At 71.9% G+C, this 20,308-nt stretch carries 16 protein-coding genes; 11 read left to right on the top strand and 5 right to left on the bottom strand.

Annotated elements, in window-relative coordinates:
- Nucleotides 1-92: 92 nt before the first annotated feature.
- Both acs and ACIRS4_RS18000 read right to left on the bottom strand, forming a co-directional pair.
- Complete coding sequence (gene acs, locus ACIRS4_RS18005; RefSeq protein WP_404196441.1) at nucleotides 93-2,048, bottom strand: acetate--CoA ligase; 1,956 nt, start codon at nucleotides 2,046-2,048, stop codon at nucleotides 93-95.
- 281 nt (nucleotides 2,049-2,329) lie between these two features.
- On the bottom strand, nucleotides 2,330-5,023 hold the full coding sequence (locus ACIRS4_RS18000) for a SulP family inorganic anion transporter (protein ID WP_404196438.1): 2,694 nt from the start codon (nucleotides 5,021-5,023) through the stop codon (nucleotides 2,330-2,332).
- 335 nt (nucleotides 5,024-5,358) lie between these two features.
- Between ACIRS4_RS18000 and ACIRS4_RS17995 the strand changes: the two genes are divergently transcribed.
- Entirely contained in the window at nucleotides 5,359-6,666 is a 1,308-nt protein-coding gene (locus ACIRS4_RS17995; protein ID WP_404196435.1) for a hypothetical protein, read from the top strand.
- A gap of 68 nt (nucleotides 6,667-6,734) precedes the next feature.
- Here the strand turns inward: ACIRS4_RS17995 and ACIRS4_RS17990 are convergent, their stop codons facing one another.
- Nucleotides 6,735-7,715, bottom strand: a complete 981-nt coding sequence (locus ACIRS4_RS17990; protein WP_404196433.1) for an ATP-binding protein — start codon at nucleotides 7,713-7,715, stop codon at nucleotides 6,735-6,737.
- 101 nt (nucleotides 7,716-7,816) lie between these two features.
- On the opposite strand from ACIRS4_RS17990, the gene ACIRS4_RS17985 reads away from it, so the two are divergent.
- A complete protein-coding gene (locus ACIRS4_RS17985) occupies nucleotides 7,817-8,641 on the top strand; it encodes an oxidoreductase (RefSeq protein WP_404196431.1) in 825 nt (274 codons plus the stop codon).
- A 412-nt stretch (nucleotides 8,642-9,053) separates the two neighbouring features.
- On the opposite strand, the gene ACIRS4_RS17980 is transcribed toward ACIRS4_RS17985, so the two are convergent.
- Nucleotides 9,054-9,887 carry an HAD family hydrolase gene (locus tag ACIRS4_RS17980; protein WP_404196428.1) on the bottom strand — a complete coding sequence of 278 codons (834 nt, stop codon included), beginning with the start codon at nucleotides 9,885-9,887 and terminating at the stop codon, nucleotides 9,054-9,056.
- Between the two features lie 612 nt (nucleotides 9,888-10,499).
- On the opposite strand from ACIRS4_RS17980, the gene ssd reads away from it, so the two are divergent.
- From ssd to ACIRS4_RS17945, 7 genes are all read left to right on the top strand, one after another.
- On the top strand, nucleotides 10,500-11,603 hold the full coding sequence (gene ssd, locus ACIRS4_RS17975) for a septum site-determining protein Ssd (protein WP_404196426.1): 1,104 nt from the start codon (nucleotides 10,500-10,502) through the stop codon (nucleotides 11,601-11,603).
- Nucleotides 11,600-12,826, top strand: coding sequence for a TadA family conjugal transfer-associated ATPase (locus ACIRS4_RS17970; protein ID WP_404196424.1), 1,227 nt, complete (start codon nucleotides 11,600-11,602; stop codon nucleotides 12,824-12,826). Before ssd ends, ACIRS4_RS17970 begins: the two co-directional genes overlap by 4 nt.
- Entirely contained in the window at nucleotides 12,810-13,673 is an 864-nt protein-coding gene (locus ACIRS4_RS17965) for a type II secretion system F family protein (RefSeq protein WP_404196422.1), read from the top strand. Before ACIRS4_RS17970 ends, ACIRS4_RS17965 begins: the two co-directional genes overlap by 17 nt.
- Nucleotides 13,674-13,842: 169 nt before the next feature.
- Complete coding sequence (locus ACIRS4_RS17960; protein WP_404196420.1) at nucleotides 13,843-14,640, top strand: type II secretion system F family protein; 798 nt, start codon at nucleotides 13,843-13,845, stop codon at nucleotides 14,638-14,640.
- A 201-nt stretch (nucleotides 14,641-14,841) separates the two neighbouring features.
- Complete coding sequence (locus tag ACIRS4_RS17955; protein WP_404196418.1) at nucleotides 14,842-15,060, top strand: DUF4244 domain-containing protein; 219 nt, start codon at nucleotides 14,842-14,844, stop codon at nucleotides 15,058-15,060.
- Between the two features lie 34 nt (nucleotides 15,061-15,094).
- Complete coding sequence (locus tag ACIRS4_RS17950; protein WP_404196416.1) at nucleotides 15,095-15,568, top strand: TadE family type IV pilus minor pilin; 474 nt, start codon at nucleotides 15,095-15,097, stop codon at nucleotides 15,566-15,568.
- Complete coding sequence (locus ACIRS4_RS17945; protein WP_404196414.1) at nucleotides 15,565-15,975, top strand: Rv3654c family TadE-like protein; 411 nt, start codon at nucleotides 15,565-15,567, stop codon at nucleotides 15,973-15,975. The genes ACIRS4_RS17950 and ACIRS4_RS17945 overlap by 4 nt, the downstream gene beginning before the upstream one ends.
- A gap of 681 nt (nucleotides 15,976-16,656) precedes the next feature.
- On the opposite strand, the gene ACIRS4_RS17940 is transcribed toward ACIRS4_RS17945, so the two are convergent.
- A complete protein-coding gene (locus tag ACIRS4_RS17940) occupies nucleotides 16,657-19,134 on the bottom strand; it encodes a DEAD/DEAH box helicase (RefSeq protein WP_404196412.1) in 2,478 nt (825 codons plus the stop codon).
- A gap of 81 nt (nucleotides 19,135-19,215) precedes the next feature.
- Between ACIRS4_RS17940 and bldG the strand changes: the two genes are divergently transcribed.
- Both bldG and ACIRS4_RS17930 read left to right on the top strand, forming a co-directional pair.
- Nucleotides 19,216-19,557 carry an anti-sigma factor antagonist BldG gene (gene bldG, locus ACIRS4_RS17935; protein WP_009189842.1) on the top strand — a complete coding sequence of 114 codons (342 nt, stop codon included), beginning with the start codon at nucleotides 19,216-19,218 and terminating at the stop codon, nucleotides 19,555-19,557.
- A 115-nt stretch (nucleotides 19,558-19,672) separates the two neighbouring features.
- A complete protein-coding gene (locus ACIRS4_RS17930) occupies nucleotides 19,673-20,107 on the top strand; it encodes an ATP-binding protein (RefSeq protein ID WP_404196409.1) in 435 nt (144 codons plus the stop codon).
- The last annotated feature ends 201 nt before the right edge of the window (nucleotides 20,108-20,308 follow it).

Here is a 20,308-nt window from a genome sequence, read left to right as displayed (position 1 = left end):
AGGATTCCGGCGATCTCCACGTTAGGCGCGAAAGGGGCGCCCGGCGCGCTTGCTCTGTCGCCGGGCGCCCCTGCCGTGCTGGGCCGCGGTGCTCAGTCCTCGCTCGGCGCCGCCGGCAGCTTGGCCTGGATGAGATCCATGACCGTCGAATCCGTCAGCGTGGTCACATCGCCGAGCTGGCGGTTCTCGGCGACATCCCGCAGCAGTCGGCGCATGATCTTGCCGGAGCGGGTCTTCGGCAGCTCCGCCACCGGCAGGATCCGCTTCGGCTTGGCGATCGGGCCCAGCGTGGCGCCCACGTGGTTGCGCAACTCGTCCACGAGGCTCTCCGTCTCCGAGGCCGAGCCGCGCAGGATGACGAAGGCGACGATCGCCTGCCCGGTCGTCTCGTCCGCTGCGCCGACCACGGCCGCCTCGGCGACCGAGGGGTGTGACACGAGCGCCGACTCGACCTCCGTGGTGGAGATGTTGTGGCCGGACACGAGCATGACGTCGTCGACCCGGCCCAGCAGCCAGATGTCGCCGTCGTCGTCCTTCTTCGCACCGTCGCCGGCGAAGTACCGGTCCTCGAAACGCGACCAGTACGTGTCGAGGAAGCGCTGGTCGTCGCCCCAGATGGTGCGCAGCATCGACGGCCACGGCTCGGTGAGGACCAGATAGCCGCCCCCGCCGTCGGGCACCTCGTTCGCCTCGTCGTCGACGACGGTCGCCGAGATGCCGGGCAGCGGCGTCTGCGCGGAACCGGGCTTGGTCGCCGTCACGCCGGGCAGCGGCGAGATCATCATCGCGCCTGTCTCGGTCTGCCACCAGGTGTCGACGACCGGCGTGCGGTCCCCGCCGATGTGCTTGCGGTACCAGATCCAGGCCTCGGGGTTGATCGGCTCCCCGACGGAGCCCAGAACGCGCAGGCTGGACAGGTCGAACTTCGCGGGGATGTCGTCGCCCCACTTCATGAAGGTGCGGATCGCGGTCGGCGCCGTGTAGAGGATTGTCACCCCGTACTTCTGCACGATCTCCCAGAACCTGCCCTGGTGCGGGGTGTCGGGCGTGCCCTCGTACATGACCTGCGTCGCGCCGTTCGCCAGCGGCCCGTAGACGATGTACGAGTGTCCGGTGACCCAGCCGACGTCGGCGGTGCACCAGTACACGTCGGTCTCCGGCTTGAGGTCGAAGACGGCGTGGTGGGTGTACGCGGTCTGGGTGAGGTAGCCGCCGGAGGTATGCAGGATGCCCTTCGGCTTCCCCGTCGTTCCGGAGGTGTAGAGGATGAACAGCGGGTGCTCGGCCTCGAACGCCTCGGGCGTGTGGTCGGCCGACTGCCGCTCCACGACCTCGTGCCACCACACGTCACGGCTGTCCGTCCACGCGACGTCCTGGCCGGTCCGGCGGACGACGAGCACATGCTCCACGTTGTCGACCTTGGCGACCGCCTCGTCCACGGCCGGCTTCAGCGCGGACGGCTTGCCGCGCCGGTAACCGCCGTCGGAGGTGATGACGATCTTCGCGTCGGCGTCCTTGATCCGGGTGGCCAGCGCGTCCGCGGAGAAGCCGCCGAACACGACGGAGTGCGCCGCGCCGATACGGGCGGACGCCAGCATCGCGATCGCCGTCTCCGGGATCATCGGCATGTAGATCGCGACCCGGTCGCCCTTGCGGACGCCCAGCTCCAGGAGGGCGTTGGCGGCCTTGGAGACCTCGTCCTTCAGTTCGGCGTAGGTGAGGGCGCGGCTGTCGCCGGGCTCACCCTCGAAGTGGATGGCGACCCGATCGCCGTGTCCGGCCTCCACATGCCGGTCGACGCAGTTGTACGCGACGTTGAGTTCGCCGTCCTTGAACCATTTCGCGAACGGCGGGTTCGACCAGTCCAGCGTCTCCGTCGGCTCCTTGGCCCAGGTCAGCCGGCGTGCCTGCTCGGCCCAGAAGCCGAGCCTGTCAGCCTTGGCCTGTTCGTACGCCTCCGCCGTGACGTTGGCGTTCGCGGCCAGCTCGGCGGGGGGCGCGAACCGGCGCTCTTCCCGGAGCAGGTTGGCCAGGCTTTCGTTGCTCACGACATCTCCCTTTCGAAGGGTGTCCGTTGTGTCCCAGGCCACAGCTCATCAGACCCGGGGGCCCGGTGACAAGAGCTGCCGGAGAATTGGTATAGACCTGTTGGCCACCTCTCGGCTCACCGCCGTCGGCCCCTTCCACTCCTTTCCACGGACGCCGGCGGGGCGGAGTTCAGTGCCCGGCCGGCGTCTGCCCCGCAAAAGTGCGCCGCCCTTGCCCGACCTGCGGTGACGACACCGGTGCGCGACCCCGCTCGACGCGAGGTCGCGCTGTGTCGCCACTCTCAGGCCGACCCCTCCGGCACCCCCACGTGCGCGAACACCCCGCCGCTCTCCTCCTCGGTCCCGTCGAGGAGATACGCCTGGGCCTCGCCGACATGGAAGTACATCCCGTGCAGCTCCAGCGCCCCGTCCCGCAGGGCCCGGGCCACCGACTCATGGGCGCGCAGGTGCTCCAACTGCTGCACCACGTTGCTCAGACAGAGCTGCTCGACCGCGTCGGCGGGCGCCCGCCCGGCCAGCCGCGCCCAGGGACGGCCGTCGTCGGCCAGCCGCTCCAGACTCGGCAGACCGTGCCGAAGCCACCGCTTGAGCGGAGTCCGGACCCTGCCGGGCTCGGCGTTCAGCAGCGCCTGCATCGCACCGCATCCCGAGTGCCCGCACACCGTGATGGACCGCACCTCCAGCACGTCCACCGCGTACTCGATGGCGGCCGCCACCGAGTCGTCCCCGCTCTCCGCACCGGGTAGCGGCACGAGGTTGCCCACGTTGCGCACCACGAACAGGTCACCGGGACCACTGGAAGTGATCATCGAGGTGACCACCCGTGAGTCGGCACAGGTGAGGAACAGCTGGGACGGCTGCTGTCCCTCTCTGGCCAGCCGCGCCAACTCGCCCCGCACCAGCGGCGCGGTGTTGCGCTGGAACGCGCTGATCCCACGGACCAGTTGCCGCCCGCTTGGCTCCACCCCGGGGGAAGCGGAGCTGAAGGAGGCGACGGGGGCACCGGACAGGGAGAGCGCGTGGGCGGTGTCTGGCGCCTCGGCGGTGTCGGTGTGGTCGGTGGAAACCGTGGATCTGGCGGGCTCGGTGGGCTCGGGTGTCTTGAAGGGTTCGGAAGGTTCGAGGGGTGAGGCGGGTTCGGGAGATCCGTGGGAGGAGGTGGGCGCGGCATCCGTGCCGCTGGTTTCCGGAGGGAGGGCCGAAGGAGCTGAGGGGCTGTCCGGCCGCGGTGCGGATGCCGGGCCCTCGCACTGGTGGTTGCGCCAAGGGGTCCAGGGGCGACAGCGACAGTCGGCGATCGTGCTGGGCGCGGCGTAGGGCTGGGACGTGGTGGTAGGAGGGAGGGCCGAGGCCGGGGTCGAGGCAGGGGCACCCGTCGGGGCGAGGGGCAGCGGCTCGGTGGACGTGGACTCGGAGTACGGGTGGCCGGTGCCTGTGGTGGCGCGGCGGCCGGTCAGCTCGACGGTGCCGCCCTGCGCGGTGTGCGTCTTCTGCCAGTCCTGCAGTGACTCGTATGCCGCGTGGTCCATGAAGGAGCCGTCCAACTCGACCACGACATGGATGCCTTGGGGCACCTGGTGCAGAACGCGGCTGAGGCGCGGGACCGCCAGGAACGTCAACTGTCCGCGGACATGTACGTGATGGACTCCTTCCTTCTCGTCGTGCGTGATGCGGGTGCGGGTGAGGCGGTGCAGGGAGACGGCGACGGCCATGGCGATGCCGATCGCCACACCCTCCAGCACGCCCATGACCACCACGCCGAGGGTGGTGACGGCGTACACCAGCACCTCTCGGTGGCGCGTCACCGTGCGAATGTGGTGCAGGGACACCATCTGGATGCCGACGGCCATCACCAGGGCGGCGAGCGAGGCGAGCGGGATGAGCTCCAGGAGCGGGACCATCAGCAGCGCGGCGACTACTACGAGAACGCCGTGCAGCATCGTGGAGTTCCGGCTGACGGCGCCGGATCGCACATTCGCCGAACTCCGCACGGCCACACCCGCGATGGGCAGTCCGCCGAGCGAGCCGGAGACGATGTTGGCGGCGCCCTGCCCGAGGAGTTCCCGGTCCAGGTCGGAGCGGCCGACGCGGGCCGGCAGCCCGGGGCGGGAGGCGATCAGCTTGTCCACGGCGACCGCGCCGAGCAGTGACTGCACACTGCACACCAGGGTGGTGGTCAGCACGGCGGCGGCGAGCCCGAGCACAGGTCCTTCGGGCAGCCCGGCCAGGGCGTGGCTGTGCCAGGAGGGCAGCTCGACTCTGGGCTGGGTCAGTCCGGCGAGGGCGGCGGTCGCGGTGGCGCCGGCGACGGCGACGAGTGCCGCGGGGACGGTTCGCAGCACTCGCCCCGCTCTGCCGGGCAGACGGGGCCAGAGCAGCAGCAGAGCCAGGGTCAGCAGGCTCACGGCGACGGCGGCCGGCCGGAGGGCGGTCAACTGGGCGGGCAGCGCACGCAGGTTGTCGAGGACGGAGCTCTGCGGGTTGCCGCCGAGAACGATGTGCAGTTGGGCGACGGCGATGGTGACGCCGATGCCGGCGAGCATGCCGTGCACGATGGCGGGGCTGACGGCGAGCGCACTGCGTGCCACCCGCAGGCAGCCGAGGCCGAGTTGGGCCAGCCCGGCGAGAACCGTGATGGCGCAGGTCGTCCGCCAGCCGTAGCGGTGGATGAGGTCGGCGGTGACCACGGTCAGTCCGGCGGCGGGGCCGCTGACCTGGAGTGGGGAGCCGCCGAGGCGCCCGGCCACGATTCCGCCGACGGCGGCGGCGACGAGGCCGGCCTGCAGGGGCGCGCCGGTGGCGAGGGCGATGCCGAGGGACAACGGCAGGGCGATCAGGAAGACGGCGATCGATGCGGACACGTCGGCGCCCTCGATGCGGAAGCGCCGGCGCCGGGGCGGCGGAGGGCTGTGAGGTGGGTGGACGCGCTCGGTGTGCGTCGGGTCGGGTGTGCGGGTGGGGACGCAGGCTGACATGGTTCCCGTCTCCTCCGGGGCAGCGCGGTCGCGGAACAAGGTGTGCCCCCGTCGACGACGGGAGCGGTCGCGGCCGTGGGTCACGGCGTGCAGCGGCGGGATGAAATCAACGCTCAGTAAACAGATCGTAATGCAGAGTAAAGGCCAAGCATGGATTTTCCGGGCAAACAGGTCAATGGATCACCCCTAAGGGTGACGTGAACCTTTTATCGGCTTGTCGTACTAACTCCTTCTCGGTCCCGTGCGACCTTGGCGGCGCTGTCGGCTCGTCCCGGCACGCCACCCGAGAACGCCCTCCCCGGCGTTGCCCGAGAGAAGGAAGAAGGTGGGCGGAGATGGCCGCCACCCAGAGGATCGCCGCAGGCGCCTTGGCCGCCGCGGCCGTCGCCGCGTCGCTCGCCGGCTGCACAACGGGATCCCGCGCCGTGCACGGTTCCGGCGAGGGGGCCCCGGGCCCACAGAGGGCGAAGCCGGCGCCGGCCCCCCAGAGCGCGTTCCGCCTGATCGGCGACGGCTCGACCGCGTACACGGGGGACCAGCCGCACCAGCCTCGCCCGGAACGCCTGAAGCCGGGGCAGAGACCCCCGCAGTTCGTCGTCTTCTCCTGGGACGGCGCCGGTGAGGACAGCCAGCGGCTGTTCTCCCACTTCCGCAAGGTGTCCAAGGACAACAACGCCACGATGACGTACTTCCTCAGCGGCGTGTACCTGCTGCCGGAGGACCGGCGGGACCTCTACAAACCGCCTCAGCACTCCCCGGGCCGCTCCGACATCGGCTTCAACGACGAGCAGGGTGTCGCCGACACCGTGGAGCAACTGCGTCTCGCCTGGCTCGAGGGCAACGAGATCGGCACCCACTTCAACGGCCACTTCTGCGGCAAGGGCGGCGGCGTCGGCGAGTGGTCGGTCAAGGAGTGGAAGGCCGAGATCGCCCAGGCCAAGCAGTTCGTGAAGTCCTGGAAGACCAACACCGGGCTGACGGAGGCCGAACCGCTGCCCTTCGACTACGACAAGGAACTCGTCGGCGCCCGCACCCCCTGCCTGGAAGGCCGGGAGAACTTCATGGCGGCGGCGCGTGACCTGGGCTTCCGCTACGACACCAGTGGCGTCAACAACCAGGTCTGGCCCGGGAGGAAGGAGGGCCTGTGGGACCTGTCCATGCAGCTCGTGCCCTTCCCCGGCCACTCCTACGAACAGCTCACCATGGACTACAACTTCATGGTGAACCAGTCCGGCGCCACGACCCAGGGAGACCCCGGCAAGCACGAGTACTGGGGAGACCAGATGCGGGACGGCCTGCTCGGGGGCTTCCGGCGCGCCTACGACGGCAACCGGGCGCCGCTGATCATCGGCAACCACTTCGAGTCCTGGAACGGCGGTGCCTACATGCGCGCCGTCGAGGAGGTCGTGGAAAGCGTCTGCACCAAGGAAGAGGTGCGCTGCGTGTCCTTCCGTCAGCTCGCCGACTGGCTGGACGCCCAGGACCCGCAGGTCCTGGCCAGACTGCGCACCCTCGATGTCGGCGAGGCCCCGAAACAGGGATGGGCCTCCTTCCTCTCCGGCGCGCTCGTCCCCGCTCCGAAGGGCGCGCCCGGCGTCCCCGCAGCCGGCCGGCAGCCCTCCGGCGGGGGTCAGGGACGTTAGTGCGGCGGCAGGTGGGGCGCGGGTGTGGTGGGCACGCCCCGTGTCACGGCACACGCGGTTTCAGGTCGTCACGCGGGCGCGGTGACGCTCTCGCCGAGGACGAAGTCGGGGTCGACCTGCGTGGTCAGGTCGACCCCCGTGCGCTCGTTCCCCCACGACTGGGCGTTCTTCACATGGAAGTGCACCATCTGGCGCATGTAACGCTCCATGTCACGACGCTCGTACGCCGAGTCGACGACGGTCCGCAACAGGCCCAGCGCGTGGCGGTTGGCGTCCTCCAGGAGGTCGAACCGCGGCGGTCGGCCCTTCTCCATGGCGCGCACCCAGTCCGAATGACCGACCGTCACGAGCAGGTCGTCCCCGACCTCGGCGCGGAGGAAGTCGAGGTCGTCCTGCCCCTGAACCTTGTTGCCGACGACCCTCAGCTCGACGCCGAAGTCGCGGGCGTAGTCCTTGTACTGGCGGTAGACGGAAACCCCCCTCCGGGTCGGCTCGGCGACGAGGAACGTGATGTCGAAACGGGTGAACAGGCCGGAGGCGAAGGAGTCAGAGCCTGCCGTCATGTCGACCACGACGTACTCGTCGGGTCCGTCCACGAGGTGGTTCAGGCACAGCTCCACCGCTCCCGTCTTGGAGTGGTAGCAGGCGACTCCCAGGTCGGCGTCCGAGAAGCGGCCCGTGACCATCAAACGGACGGCCCCGCCGTCGAGTTCCACCGTCTTGGCGCAGGTGTCGTAGACCGGATTGCTCTCGAGGACCCGCAGCAGCCGGGAGCCCGCGCCGGGCGGCGTTGTCTTGATCATCGTCTCGGGGGAGGCGATGCGGGGATTGGAGCCCCGCAGGTATTCCTTGATCAGCGGGAGCCGGTCGCCCATCGCGGGCAGTGCGGCGGCTTCCGCGTCGTCGAGTCCGAGAGCGGTCCCGAGGTGCTGGTTGATGTCCGCGTCGAAGGCGAGCACGGGGGCGCCCGTCGCCGCGAGGGACCGGATGAACAGGGACGACAGGGTGGTCTTGCCGCTGCCGCCCTTCCCGACGAAAGCAATTTTCATGTTCACCAAGCGTAGTGCCGTGATAGCTGTACGTGGCAGAGAGGCGTGAAGAAGACCACTCCTTCGTGGGATGCCCACCCCGGTTGCGTAGGGTCGTACCCATGAGTACGACAGGCGCGTCCGCCGATCCGCTCGCGGCCCTTGGTTCGCTTCCCGGGGTGGCGGAGTCCGTGGAATCCGTGCGCAAGGCCGTGGACCGGGTCTACGGGCACCGTGTCATGCGCCGCCGCAGCACTGCGGTCACCTCCGAGGCCGCTCTGCGCGGAGCCCGCGGCTCGGCGGCGCTTTCCGGTGCGGACTGGGCCTTGGAGGAGGTCCGCAGGCGCAGCGACTTCGGCGCCGACGATCAGGCGCTCGCCGTGGGAGCGGCTCTGCGGCTGACCGCCGAGGCCGGGCAACTGCTGTCGATCTGGCGGCAGTCACCCCTGCGCGTGCTCGCGCGGCTGCACCTGGTGGCCGCCGCGGACGAGGGTGACGCGGTCGGCCGGCCGCGGCAGGCGGGCGAGCCCGTCGACGAGCCGTTGATCGAGCTGGAACTGCCGACCGCGGACGAGGTCACCGGACGCCTGGACGGACTGGCGCAGTTGATCGTGGCGGGCAGCTCCGCGCCCGCGCTGGTGACGGCCGCCGTGGTCCACGGCGAGCTCCTGGCGCTGCGCCCCTTCGTCTCCCGCAACGGCCTCGTCGCGCGCGCGGCCGAACGGGTCGTCCTCATCGGCAGCGGCCTCGACCCCAAGTCGGTCTGCCCCGCCGAGGTGGGGCACGCCGAGCTCGGTCGGGCCGCGTATCTGGCGGCCCTCGAGGGCTACGTCTCGGGGACTCCGGAGGGTATGGCGGCCTGGATCACCCACTGTGGGCGCGCGATCGAGCTCGGCGCCCGCGAGTCGACCGCGGTGTGCGAGGCGCTCCAGCGCGGAGCGGCGTAGCGGAATGGGAAAAGGCCCCTTGCGAGGGGCCACAAAAGGGGTGCGGCGGTACGAGGATTCGTACCGCCGCTGGCATGCTCACCGGGTTACCAGGCGTCCTCGATATGTTGCCCATCAGGTCGGGAACTTCGCCCGTCACCTGGTGCGGCTGGCCCGTAATCGACGGGTCGACGTCGCGTGGGTGCCCAGTGCTCATGCTTCCGGTCCGTGGGGCCAAATGCGTTGTTTAAGGTGATCCTTTCGGATGTCCTTGGTCTCGCGGGCCGTTGAGTCCTTTGTACTCCAGGACCCCGGTAAGCGGAACCCCCAGCTGCAGTTCTTTACTTTTACTCTCAAACAGGCGGCAAACGGGCGCTGGACGGGAGTCCGCCGACGCCGTTGAGGTCGTCGCGTCTTCGTGTGTCCGAATGCCTCAGACGGTCGCGGCCCGGCGCCGGCTTGCGTACCAGACCAGGCCGGCGGTGGCGGCCGCGGCCCCTATGGCCGCCGCGGCGACCAGCACCGGGCGCGGCGGGACCGAGAGCGACGGAATGCGCTGCTTAAGCCGCACCGGACGGTGGAAGTCGAGGATCGGCCACCCGCGTGAGACGGCCTCGCGGCGCAGGGCCCGGTCCGGGTTGACGGCGTGCGGGTGGCCTACCGCCTCCAGCATCGGCAGATCGGTCGCCGAGTCGCTGTAGGCGTAGCAGCGGGAGAGGTCGTAGCCCTCGGACTCGGCCAGTTCCTTGACGGCCTCCGCCTTGGTCGGGCCGTACGCGTAGTACTCCACCTCACCGGTGAAGCAGCCGTCCTCGCCCACGACCATGCGGGTGGCCACCACGCGGTCGGCGCCGAGCAGCTCGCCGATCGGCTCCACCACCTCGGCGCCCGACGTGGACACGATCACGACATCGTGGCCAGAGGTGTGGTGCTCCTCGATGAGGGAAGCCGCCTCGTCGTAGATGAGCGGATCGATCAGATCGTGGAGGGTCTCGGCCACGATCTCCTTCACCTGCTGGACGTTCCAGCCGCGCACGAGCGCCGACAGGTACTCGCGCGTCCGTTCCATCTGGTCGTGGTCCATACCGCCCACGAGGAAGACGAACTGGGCGTATGCGGTACGCAAGGCCGCCCTGCGGTTGATCAGTCCTCCTTGGTAGAAGGACTTGCTGAAGGTGAGCGTGCTCGACTTCGCAATGACCGTCTTGTCCAGGTCAAAGAAGGCCGCTGTGCGGGGCAAGGAGTGGTTTTCCACACCCCAGAGCATAGGGGCAGCCCATTCGGCGTAAGGTGGGCGTGTGGGTTTGCCTGAGAGGCCTCTCGGGTACACCATGGAAGTCACGGATCGTTCGCGACCGTGCTAACCCGGTCCGGCTCCTCCCCCCCCGAGTCGGCCGTGGAGACGACCCCCGCTCTCCCCCCCGGCGGGGGTCGTCGCATGTCCGGGTGGGTTTTCTCGTTCTTCGCGCGGCCGACGTGCCGGACCGGGGCGGCTCCGGCCGCCCCTTTCGCATGCGCGATATCCGTCACCGTGCGTAAGTATCGGACTCCTCTGCGGAAGTCGTACAGGGACTGACTCGCCGGTCACCGGTATGAGTGACGGCGATATTCACAACGCCCCGCACGTCCACAGTTTTCCACCAAGATCCACACGTTTTCCGGCTTCGCTGCACCGTGATTCCCATGCGTTCGCTCGGGCCGAGTTCACGACCGGTTCCGTTTGCCGCACGCATAGGCCGGTTTCCGTCGGCCGTTCATAGGGGGACCGGATGCCGGTTCTCCGCCAACGCAGGGGAATCGAGGGGCCGCTGAGACCGCGCGCCCCGCAATGAAGAGGGGCCGCTGGGACCGCGCGCCCCGCAACGAAGGGGGATGCAGCATGGCCGGAGCCGTCACGCACGAATCGACGCCCACCGCCGGAGGGCGGCAGGGCAGGCCGCTCATCGTCACCGAGGACGCGGTGCTCCTGGACGACCTGCTGCGGCTGTGCGCCGCTGCCGGCGCCACACCCGAGGTGCACCCGTCGGTGCCGGGGCAACGGGGTGGCTGGGAGTCCGCGCCGCTCGTCCTGGTCGGGGACGACGCCGCGCGGCGGGTGAGCGGGGCCGCCCGCAGGCGCGGGGTGGTCCTCGTCGGCCGCGATCAGGACGACTCCGGGGTGTGGCGCAGGGCCGTCGAGATCGGCGCTGACCACGTCCTGGTGCTCCCCGACGGCGAACAGTGGCTGGTCGACCGGATCGCCGACGTCGCCGAAGGCGTCGGCCGGCCCGCCCTCACCGTCGGTGTCGTCGGCGGCCGCGGCGGGGCCGGAGCGTCCACGCTCGCCTGCGCGCTCGCCGTGACCTCCGCGCGTGAGGGCGTGCGCACCCTCCTCGTGGACGCCGATCCGCTGGGCGGCGGACTCGACGTACTCCTCGGCGGCGAGACCGCCGAAGGCCTGCGCTGGCCGGCGTTCGCCGCCTCACGAGGGCGGGTCGGCGGCGGAGCCCTGGAGGAGTCGCTCCCGAGGCTGCACCACCTGCGGGTGCTCAGCTGGGATCGCGGCGACTGCGTGGCCATCCCGCCCCAGGCCGTGCGCGCGGTGCTCGCGGCGGCCCGCCGCCGGGGCGGCACGGTCGTGGTCGACCTGCCGCGCCGCGTGGACGACGGCGTCGCCGAGGCCCTCGCTCAGCTCGACGTCGGACTCCTCGTGGTCCCCGCGGAACTGCGAGCCGTCGCGGCGGCCGGCCGGGTGGCCTCCGCCGTCGGCATGGTCCTGCGCGACCTGAGGGTGGCCGTGCGCGGCCCCTACGCCCCCGGACTCGACGACCGCGAGGTGGCCCGGCTGCTGAACCTGCCGCTTGCCGGCGAGGTGCCCGTCGAGTCGACCCTGTTGCGTCCGGACGGCGGGAAAGCACCACCCGGAGCCGCCGCGCGAGGGCCCCTGGCGCGCTTCTGCAAGGAGTTCTGGGAGCGGGCGCTGACCGAAGCGGGTGGCGTATGAGCACGGCTCCCGGACTCGAACGGCCGAAGGGCACTGGAACGCTGCTGGACGGCGTACGGCAGTGGCTCGCGGAGAGCGGCGCCGAACCGACGCCCGCGCGCGTCGCGCAGGCCCTGCGGGAGCAGGGGCGGGTCCTCGGAGACGCGGAGATCCTGGGTACGGCCGAGCGGCTGCGGTCCGAGCTGGTGGGCAGCGGACCGCTGGAGCCCCTGCTGACCGATCCGTCGGTGACGGACGTCCTGGTGTCGGCCCCGGACCGGGTCTGGGTCGACCGTGGCGGCGGCCTGGAGCTCAGCGACGTCTCCTTCCCGGACGCGGCGGCCGTGCGACGCCTCGCGCAGCGGCTGGCAGCGGTGGCCGGACGGCGTCTGGACGACGCCCGGCCCTGGGTCGACGCGCGACTGCCCGACGGGACACGGCTGCACGCGGTGCTGCCCCCGGTCGCCGTCGCCTGCACCTGCCTCTCGCTGCGGGTGGTACGGCCCCGGGCGTTCACGCTCGAGGAGCTGGTGGCCGCCGGCACGGTGCCGCCGGGCGGGGACGAGGTGCTGCGGGCCATGCTGCGGGCACGGCTGTCGTTCCTCATCAGTGGAGGCACCGGCAGCGGCAAGACGACCTTGCTCAGCGCCCTGCTGGGACTGGTCGGGCCGAAGGAGCGGATCGTGCTCGCGGAGGACTCGGCGGAGCTGCGCCCCGATCACCCGCACGTCGTCCGGCTCGAGACCAGGCCCGCCAACCAGGAGGGAGCCGGGCTCGTCACACTCGAGGACCTCGTCCGGCAGGCCCTGCGGATGCGGCCCGACCGGCTGGTGGTGGGCGAGGTCCGGGGACGTGAGGTCGTGGACCTGCTGGCCGCCCTGAACACGGGTCACGAGGGCGGCTGCGGGACGGTTCACGCCAACGCCGCCGCGGATGTGCCGGCCCGGCTGGAAGCGCTCGGCACGGCGGCCGGGCTCGACCGGGCCGCGCTGCACAGCCAGGTGGCGGCCGCGCTGTCCGTGGTCCTGCATCTCGTGCGCGACCCGGCCGGACGGCGGCGGATCGCCGAGGTGCACGTGCTGGAGCGGGACTCTTCGGGGCTGGTGCGGACCGTGCCGGCGCTGCGCCGGCGGGGGGAGGCCTTCGCGTACGAACGGGGCTGGGAGCGGCTGCGGGAGCTGTTGCGGGGCGAGTGGGAGAGGCCGGGCGAGGGGGAGGACGGGTCGGGTGAGCGTGGTGCGTGAGACGCCGGTGGCCGCGGCCCTGGCTTGTGTCGGGGCGGCGATCTGCCTGTGGGGAGGGCCGTATCCGGCGGCCAGGAGGGCGCAGTTGATGCTGGCCGGGGGCGGGGTGGTCGGGCCGAAGTCCTGGCGCGAAGTGGCCGGTGAGCTGCGCCGGGTGCGCGGGCGGTGGCGGCCGGAGTGGTGGGCGCTGGTCGTCGCCGTGGTGGTGGCCGTGCTGGGCGGCTCGGTCCTGCCGGTCGTCGCGGGGGCGGTGGGGGTGCCCCTCCTGCGCCGGCTGTGCCGGGCCCGCGAGGCGCGGCGAGCCGGGGAGGGGCGGGCGGACGCCGTGATCGCGCTGTGCGCGGCGCTCGCGGGGGAGGTGCGCGCGGGACGACAGCCGGGTGAGGCCTTGCAGCGGGCCGCCCGCGACTCGGATGGCCTGGGTGCGGTGCAGGCGGCAGTGGTGGCGGCGGCACGCTTCGGCGGCGACGTGCCCGCCGCGCTCTCCGTCGCGGCGCGGCAACCGGGGGCCGACGGCTTGCTGGGGCTCGCGGCGTGCTGGCGGGTGGCCGTGGACCAGGGAGCGGGCCTCGCCTGCGGACTGGACCGCCTCGAGGCGGCGCTGCGTGCGGAGCGGGACCAACGGGCTGATCTGCGAGCGCAGTTGGCGGGCGCCCGCTCGACGGCGGTGATGCTGGCCGGCCTGCCGGTACTGGGCCTCCTGCTGGGCACCGCGCTCGGCGCCGACCCGTTACGCGTCCTGCTGCACACGGGGGCGGGGCTGGGGTGCCTGCTCATCGGCGGGGTGTTGGAGGGCGTGGGGATGTGGTGGGCGATGCGGATCGTGCGGGGCGCGGAGGAGGTGTGAGGCGAGGGGCGGGTGCCGGGCGCGGAGGAGGTGCGAGGCGAGGGAAGGGGGCCGGACGCGGAGGCGGTGTGAGGCGAGGGAAGGGGGCCGGACGCGGAGGCGGTGTGAGAGCAGGAGCGCGGGGGTGTCGGGGTGAGCCGGACGGGGTCGACGAGAGGAAGGCAGAGCGATGGGTCAGGAAGTTGTCCACAGGCTGGGGGCAGTGGTGGGGGCCGCCTCGTGCATCGGGCTTGTGCTGGCGTGGCAGGCGCGATGGCTCGACACCGTGCGGCGGGAGCGGAGGGCGCGGCAGCGGCTGGCCGTCCTGCTCGCTCTGCCGACGGCGCGGGCGACCACACGCCGTGGAGTGGGGGAGGCCGTGCGGCGCCGACTCCCTTTGGCCGCGGTGGTGGCGGCGGGGTGGGTGGTGGTCGGAGGCGTCGGTGGGCTGCTTCTCGGGCTGATCGGCGCGGTCGGTCTGTGGCGCTGGCGGCGTCGGCAGCAGGCGACCGGTTCCGTGAGTGTGGCCGAGGCGCGGGTCGCTGCCAGACAACTTCCGCTTGCCGCCGATCTATTGGCGGCCTGCATCGCGGCCGGCGCGGGGCCGGTGATCGCGGCTCAGGCGGTGGGGGAAGCACTGGGCGGCCCGGTGGGGGAAGGGCTGGCGCGCGGTGCGGCCGAGGTGAGACTCGGAGGCGAACCCGCCACTGCCTGGCGGAGGTTGGCCTCCGCTCCGGGCGCGCTCGCCCTGGCCCGGCTGTTGGAGCGGGCCGACGAGTCGGGCCTCCCGGCGGCAGTGCCGGTCGCCCGCATCGCTGCCGACGCCCGCGCCGACTGGGCTCGTGCCGGCACCGCACGGGCCCGGCGGGCGGCCGTCATGGTCACGGCGCCGGTGGGGCTGTGCTTCCTGCCCGCCTTCATCGCCGTGGGCATCGCGCCCGTCGTGATCGGCCTGGCGGGCGGGGCGCTGGGGGGAGGTGGGCCATGACAAGCGGGTGACGGACGACCGGCGGAGCCGGTGGAACGCCGGTCGGCGGTCGTCGTCAGCGGCAGTCGCTGGCAGTCGATGGCAGACGGCACGGCGGCACTCGGCGGCGAGTGGAGCCAACGCGGCCCAACTCGACGACACAGCTCAACGACAGAGCGACACAGCAAGTGAACAACAGGAACGAGCCTCACGGGGGTTGAGATGAGCAAGGCGGTACGGGCGCGGTTTCGTGCCCTGGTGCGCAGGGTGCGCAGGGTGCGCGCGGTACGCGGGGACGAGGGAATGGTGACGTCCGAGTACGCGATGGGCATCGTCGCGGCGGTGGCTTTCGCGGTGATCCTCTACCAGGTGATCACGAGCGGGACCGTCACCGAGGAGTTGCAGGCGATCGTGAAGCGGGCGCTCAGTGCGCAGACGTGAATGCGCGCGGGCGCGCGGTACGGACCGGGGGTTCGTGACGGCGGAGTCCGCGGTGGTGCTGCCGGTTCTGGTGGCGTTCGCGATGGCGTTGGTGTGGGGGCTGCTCGTCATGGCGGCTCAGATCCAGTGCGTGGACGCGGCCAGGGCCGGCGCCCGGGCGGCAGCCCGGCAGGACCCCGAGGGCGCGGTCGTCGCGATGGCCCGCGAGATCGCGCCGGGAGGGGCGCGGGTGACGGTCAGCCGGGAGGGCGACCGGGTCCGGGTGACGGTCGCTGCGGAGCCGCCGGTGCTCCGGGGGCTGCCGTTCGAGGTGAGAGAGGAGGCGGTGGCGGCGGCCGAGGACGCGGGAACGGGGTCGGTCGCGGAGACGCGGGCAGCGGCGGCAGGACGGGGCGCGGAGGCGGGAGGAAGCGGGCCAGGGCAGGGCGTCCGGCAGGAGAAGGCGGGGTCAGGTGTGAGGTCGGGGATCGAGCCGGAGCCGGGGGCGGACGGGGAGGAGGAGCCATGAGAGGTCGGCGGGTGCGGGTCGGGCGAGGGCTCGTCGTCGGCGGGTGCGGGTACCGCCGCGGCGAGGGTGATCGGGGCTCCGCGACCGTGTGGAGCCTCGGTGCGATCACGGTGCTGTGCGTGGTGTTCGGCGTCGTGCTCGCCCTGGGGCATGCCGTCGTGGTCCGGCACCATGCGGCCGGCGGGGCGGATCTCGCGGCGCTCGCCGCAGCGGACCACTGGATGGACGGCGCTGCGGCGGCCTGCGACCGGGCGGGGCGGGTGGCCCGGGCACAGGGCGCGCGGTTGGTGCGGTGCGCGATCGTGGGCGAGGTGTCCGACGTGACGGCGGCGTCCGGGCGGGGACCGTTCACGGCAGAGGTCAGAGCGCGGGCCGGCCCGCCGAGCGCGCAGACACTGAGACCCTGAACCACTGCACAGGGGTTTCCAGGCCCCCTGGCACACCCCGCGGCATGGCCTGCTGCCCGACCGGGTTTCGGCCCAGCAGCCCGGGCTTCGCCCACGGCCCGGAGCCGGCCAGCTCGCCTGAGCTCCCCGCGGCCGCACGGCCTTCCCGGGATGGCCCGGCCCGCCTGTCGTCCAGACCGCCACTCAACCGGCCCGGGCACCCGGCCCGGGCGCGCAGCGCCTGCGGCGGCCCCGTTCACGGCGCTGAGGGCGCCCCCTCGCCCGTCTCCAGCCGCACAGCCCTGCTCACCTGACCCGGGCGCGCAGCGCCTGCGGTGGCCCCGTCCACGGCGCTGAGGACGCCCCCAGCCGCACAGCCCCCCTCACCCGGCCCGTGCACGCAGCGCCCGTGGCGGCCCCGTTCACGGCGCTGAGGGCGCCCCCTCGCCCGTCCCCAGCCGCACAGCCCTCTCACCCGGCCCTGGCGCGCAGCGCCCGTGGTGGCCCCGTTCACGGCGCTGAGGGCGCCCCCTCGCCCGTCCCCAGCCGCACAGCCCTCTCACCCGGCCCTGGCGCGCAGCGCCTGCGGTGGCCCCGTTCACGGCGCTGAGGGCGCCCCCTCGCCCGTCCCCAGCCGCACAGCGCCCTCACCCCGGCCCATGCCGCCCACCCCGGAAGCCGGCCCCAGCGGCACGACCACCCCTACTCCACTGGCCGCTCCGCCCCCTTCTCCTCCGGCGCTCCTCGCAGCAGTTCCGTGAGCAGGCGTACCGCGCCCGCCTTGTGCAGTGGGTCGTTGCCGTTGCCGCACTTGGGGGACTGGATGCAGGACGGGCAGCCGGCCTCGCACTCGCAGGAGGCGATGGCCTGGCGGGTGGCGTTCAGCCAAGCGCGGGCCGTGTGGAAGGCGCGCTCGGCGAAGCCCGCGCCGCCGGGATGGCCGTCGTAGACGAAGACCGTGGGGAGGAGGGTGTCGGGGTGGAGCGGGATCGACACGCCGCCGATGTCCCAGCGGTCGCAGGTCGCGAAGAGGGGCAGCATGCCGATGGACGCGTGCTCGGCGGCGTGCAGGGCCCCGCCGAGGATCTCCGGGTGGATGCGGGCGGCGTCCAGTTGGTCCTCGGTGACCGTCCACCACACCGCGCGAGTGCGCAGCGTACGGGGAGGGAGGTCGAGCTTCGACTCGCCCAGCACCTCACCGGTGATGACACGCCGACGAAGGAAGGAGACCACTTGGTTGGTGACCTCGACGGAGCCGTAGCACAGGCGGCCGTCGCCCCAGGGGATCTCGACGTCCGTCTCCAGGACGGAGATCGCCGTCGTGTCGCGGGCGACCGTCGCATACGGCGGGGCGGCCTCCTCGACGAGGGCCACCGAGTCCTCCAGGTCCAGTGACCGCACCAGATACGTACGACCCTGGTGCAGATGGACGGCGCCCTCGTGGACGGTGGAATGGGCGGCGCCCTCGTCGACCGTGCCGAGCAGACGGCCCGTGCCCTCCTCGACGATCTGGACCGGCCGGCCGCCCTCGCCGCGGATGTCGGTGAGGTCGGCGGCCCGTTCCCGGCGGGTCCAGTGCCAGGCCTTCGTCCGGCGGCGCAGCAGCTTCGCGGCCTCCAACTGCGGCAGCAGCGCCTCGGTCTCTGGGCCGAACAGCTCAAGGTCGTCCTCCGTCAGGGGGATCTCCGCGGCGGCGGCGCACAGATGGGGGGCGAGCACATAGGGGTTGTCGGGATCGAGGACGGTGGATTCCACCGGGCGGTCGAACAGTGCCTCCGGGTGGTGGACCAGGAATGTGTCCAGCGGGTCGTCGCGGGCGACGAGCACGGCCAGCGCGCCCTGCCCGGCCCGGCCCGCACGGCCCGCCTGCTGCCACAGGGAGGCGCGGGTGCCCGGGTAGCCGGCGATGAGGACTGCGTCCAGGCCGGAGACGTCGATGCCGAGTTCCAGGGCGGTGGTGGCGGCCAGTCCGAGGAGTTCGCCGGAGTGGAGGGCTTGTTCCAGGGCGCGGCGCTCCTCGGGGAGGTAGCCGCCGCGGTAGGCGGCGACACGCCGGGCGAGGGAGCGGTCGACCTCGGCGAGCCGCTCCTGGGCGATCACCGAGATCAGCTCCGCGCCGCGCCGGGAACGGACGAAGGCGACTGTGCGGACGCCCTGGACGGCGAGGTCGGTGAGGAGGTCTGCGGTCTCGGCGGTGGCCGTGCGGCGGACGGGCGCGCCCTTCTCGCCCCGCATCTCGGTGAGCGGGGGCTCCCAGAGGGCGAACACCAGTTCACCACGGGGTGAGGCGTCGTCGGCCACCTCGACCACCGGGAGGCCGGTCAGGCGGCCGGCGGCGACCGCGGGATCGGCGGCCGTGGCGGAGGCCAGCAGGAAGACGGGGGAGGAGCCGTACCGCGCGCAGAGCCGGCGCAGCCGGCGCAGCACCTGGGCGACGTGGGAGCCGAACACGCCGCGGTAGGTGTGGCACTCGTCGATGACGACGTACTTGAGCGACTTCAGGAAGGAGGACCAGCGGGGGTGGGACGGGAGGATGCCGCGGTGCAGCATGTCCGGGTTGGTGAGGACGTAGTTGGCGTACTGGCGGATCCATTCGCGCTCCTCGAACGGAGTATCGCCGTCGTACACGGCCGGGCGAACCGCGTTGCCCAGTGGTTGTGAAAGTTTTTTCACCGAACGGCACTGATCAGCCGCGAGGGCCTTCGTCGGGGCCAGGTACAGGGCGGTGGCGCCGCGCCCGTTGGGGGCCTGGGAGCCGTCCAGGAGCGCCGAGAGGACCGGCACCAGGTAGGCCAGGGACTTGCCGGAAGCGGTGCCCGTCGCGACGACCACCGACTCGCCGTCCAGGGCGTGTTCGGCGGCCTGGGCCTGGTGGGCCCAGGGGTGTTCGATGCCGCACGCCTGAACCGTCGCGATCACTTCCGAGCGAATACGGTCAGGCCAGACGGCATGACGACCCGCCCGCGGGGGCAAGTGCTCCGTATGAGTGATGCGCGACGCCCGGCTCGGTCCCGGGGCGAGCCGGTCCAGGACCGTGCCCGGCGACAGGCGGGGCGCGGGCTGTGCCGGGGGTCGATCGGATCGGTGATTCTTGGCCATCGGCACCGAGTGTGTCACTGGCGTGACGGACAATGGAGCCAAGGCGTCGTGCACGCCTGCCGGTAAGTGATTGAATGCCATCGCGGCTGGCGAACCGTCCCGGGGGCTCCTGCCGAGGTGTCCCGAGGGGCGACCGCTCGATAGCAAGGTGCTGGAGGATCCGTGGACCTGTCCCTGTCGACCCGTACCGTCGGCGATCGTACGGTCGTCGAGGTCGGTGGCGAAATCGACGTATATACCGCGCCCAAGTTGCGCGAGCAGCTGGTCGAGCTGGTGAACGACGGGAATTTCCACCTCGTCGTCGACATGGAGGGCGTGGACTTCCTCGACTCCACCGGGCTCGGCGTGCTGGTCGGCGGTCTGAAGCGTGTGCGTGCCCATGAGGGCTCGTTGCGCCTGGTGTGCAACCAGGAGCGCATTCTGAAGATCTTCCGCATCACCGGTCTCACCAAGGTGTTCCCGATCCACACCTCGGTCGACGAAGCGGTGGCGGCCACCGACTGACCAGCCGGTCCGGGGCATGCCGGCAGGCGGCCCCGGTCGGCACAGTTGAACACCGGGGGACCGGGCCCTGCTGCCCGGCCCCCCGACAGCACGCCCGTAGTTCCGAGGGGGATGCATGGCCACCGTTGAACTCCGTTTCAGTGCGCTGCCCGAGCACGTCAGGACCGCCCGACTGGTGGCGGCGGCGGTGGCGCGCAGGGCCGGAGTGGACGAGGCCGTTCTGGACGAGGTCAGGCTCGCCGTGGGCGAGGCCTGTTCCCGTGCCGTCGGACTGCACCAGAGCGGCGGCATCACCGCGCCCGTGAAGGTGTCCCTCATCGAGGACGAGAAGCAGTTCTCCATCGAGGTGGGCGACGAGGCCCGGCACGCGGTCCCCGGCGACCCGGCCCCCGGCGCGGGCGCGGAGGCCGAAGCCGAGGCTGAGGAGGACGAGATGGGCCTCGCGGTCATCAGCGGCCTCGTGGACGACGTGGAGGTCTCCGCCGGCGAGCACGGCGGGCTGATCCGCATGACATGGCCGGCCGCACTGCCCGCCACGCCGCTGCCCTGAGCGACCTGAAGCATCCCGTATCGAAGGGCCCTACCTCGTAGGGCCCTTCGGCATGTGCGCACCCTGTCACCGGCGCTTACAGTGGACCCAAGATTCATTTCGATGGAAGTGAATCTTGCGTAGTGAATCATGCCCTGAATTTCGTGAAGCAATTCACGATCATCGGCGACCGTGGACGACTGTATTCGCGCGTGAATTCCG

It is taken from the genome of Streptomyces sp. NPDC101166 (assembly GCF_044768125.1).
Taxonomy (GTDB): Bacteria; Actinomycetota; Actinomycetes; order Streptomycetales; family Streptomycetaceae; genus Streptomyces.
This window is presented reverse-complemented; position numbering and strand designations above follow the sequence as displayed.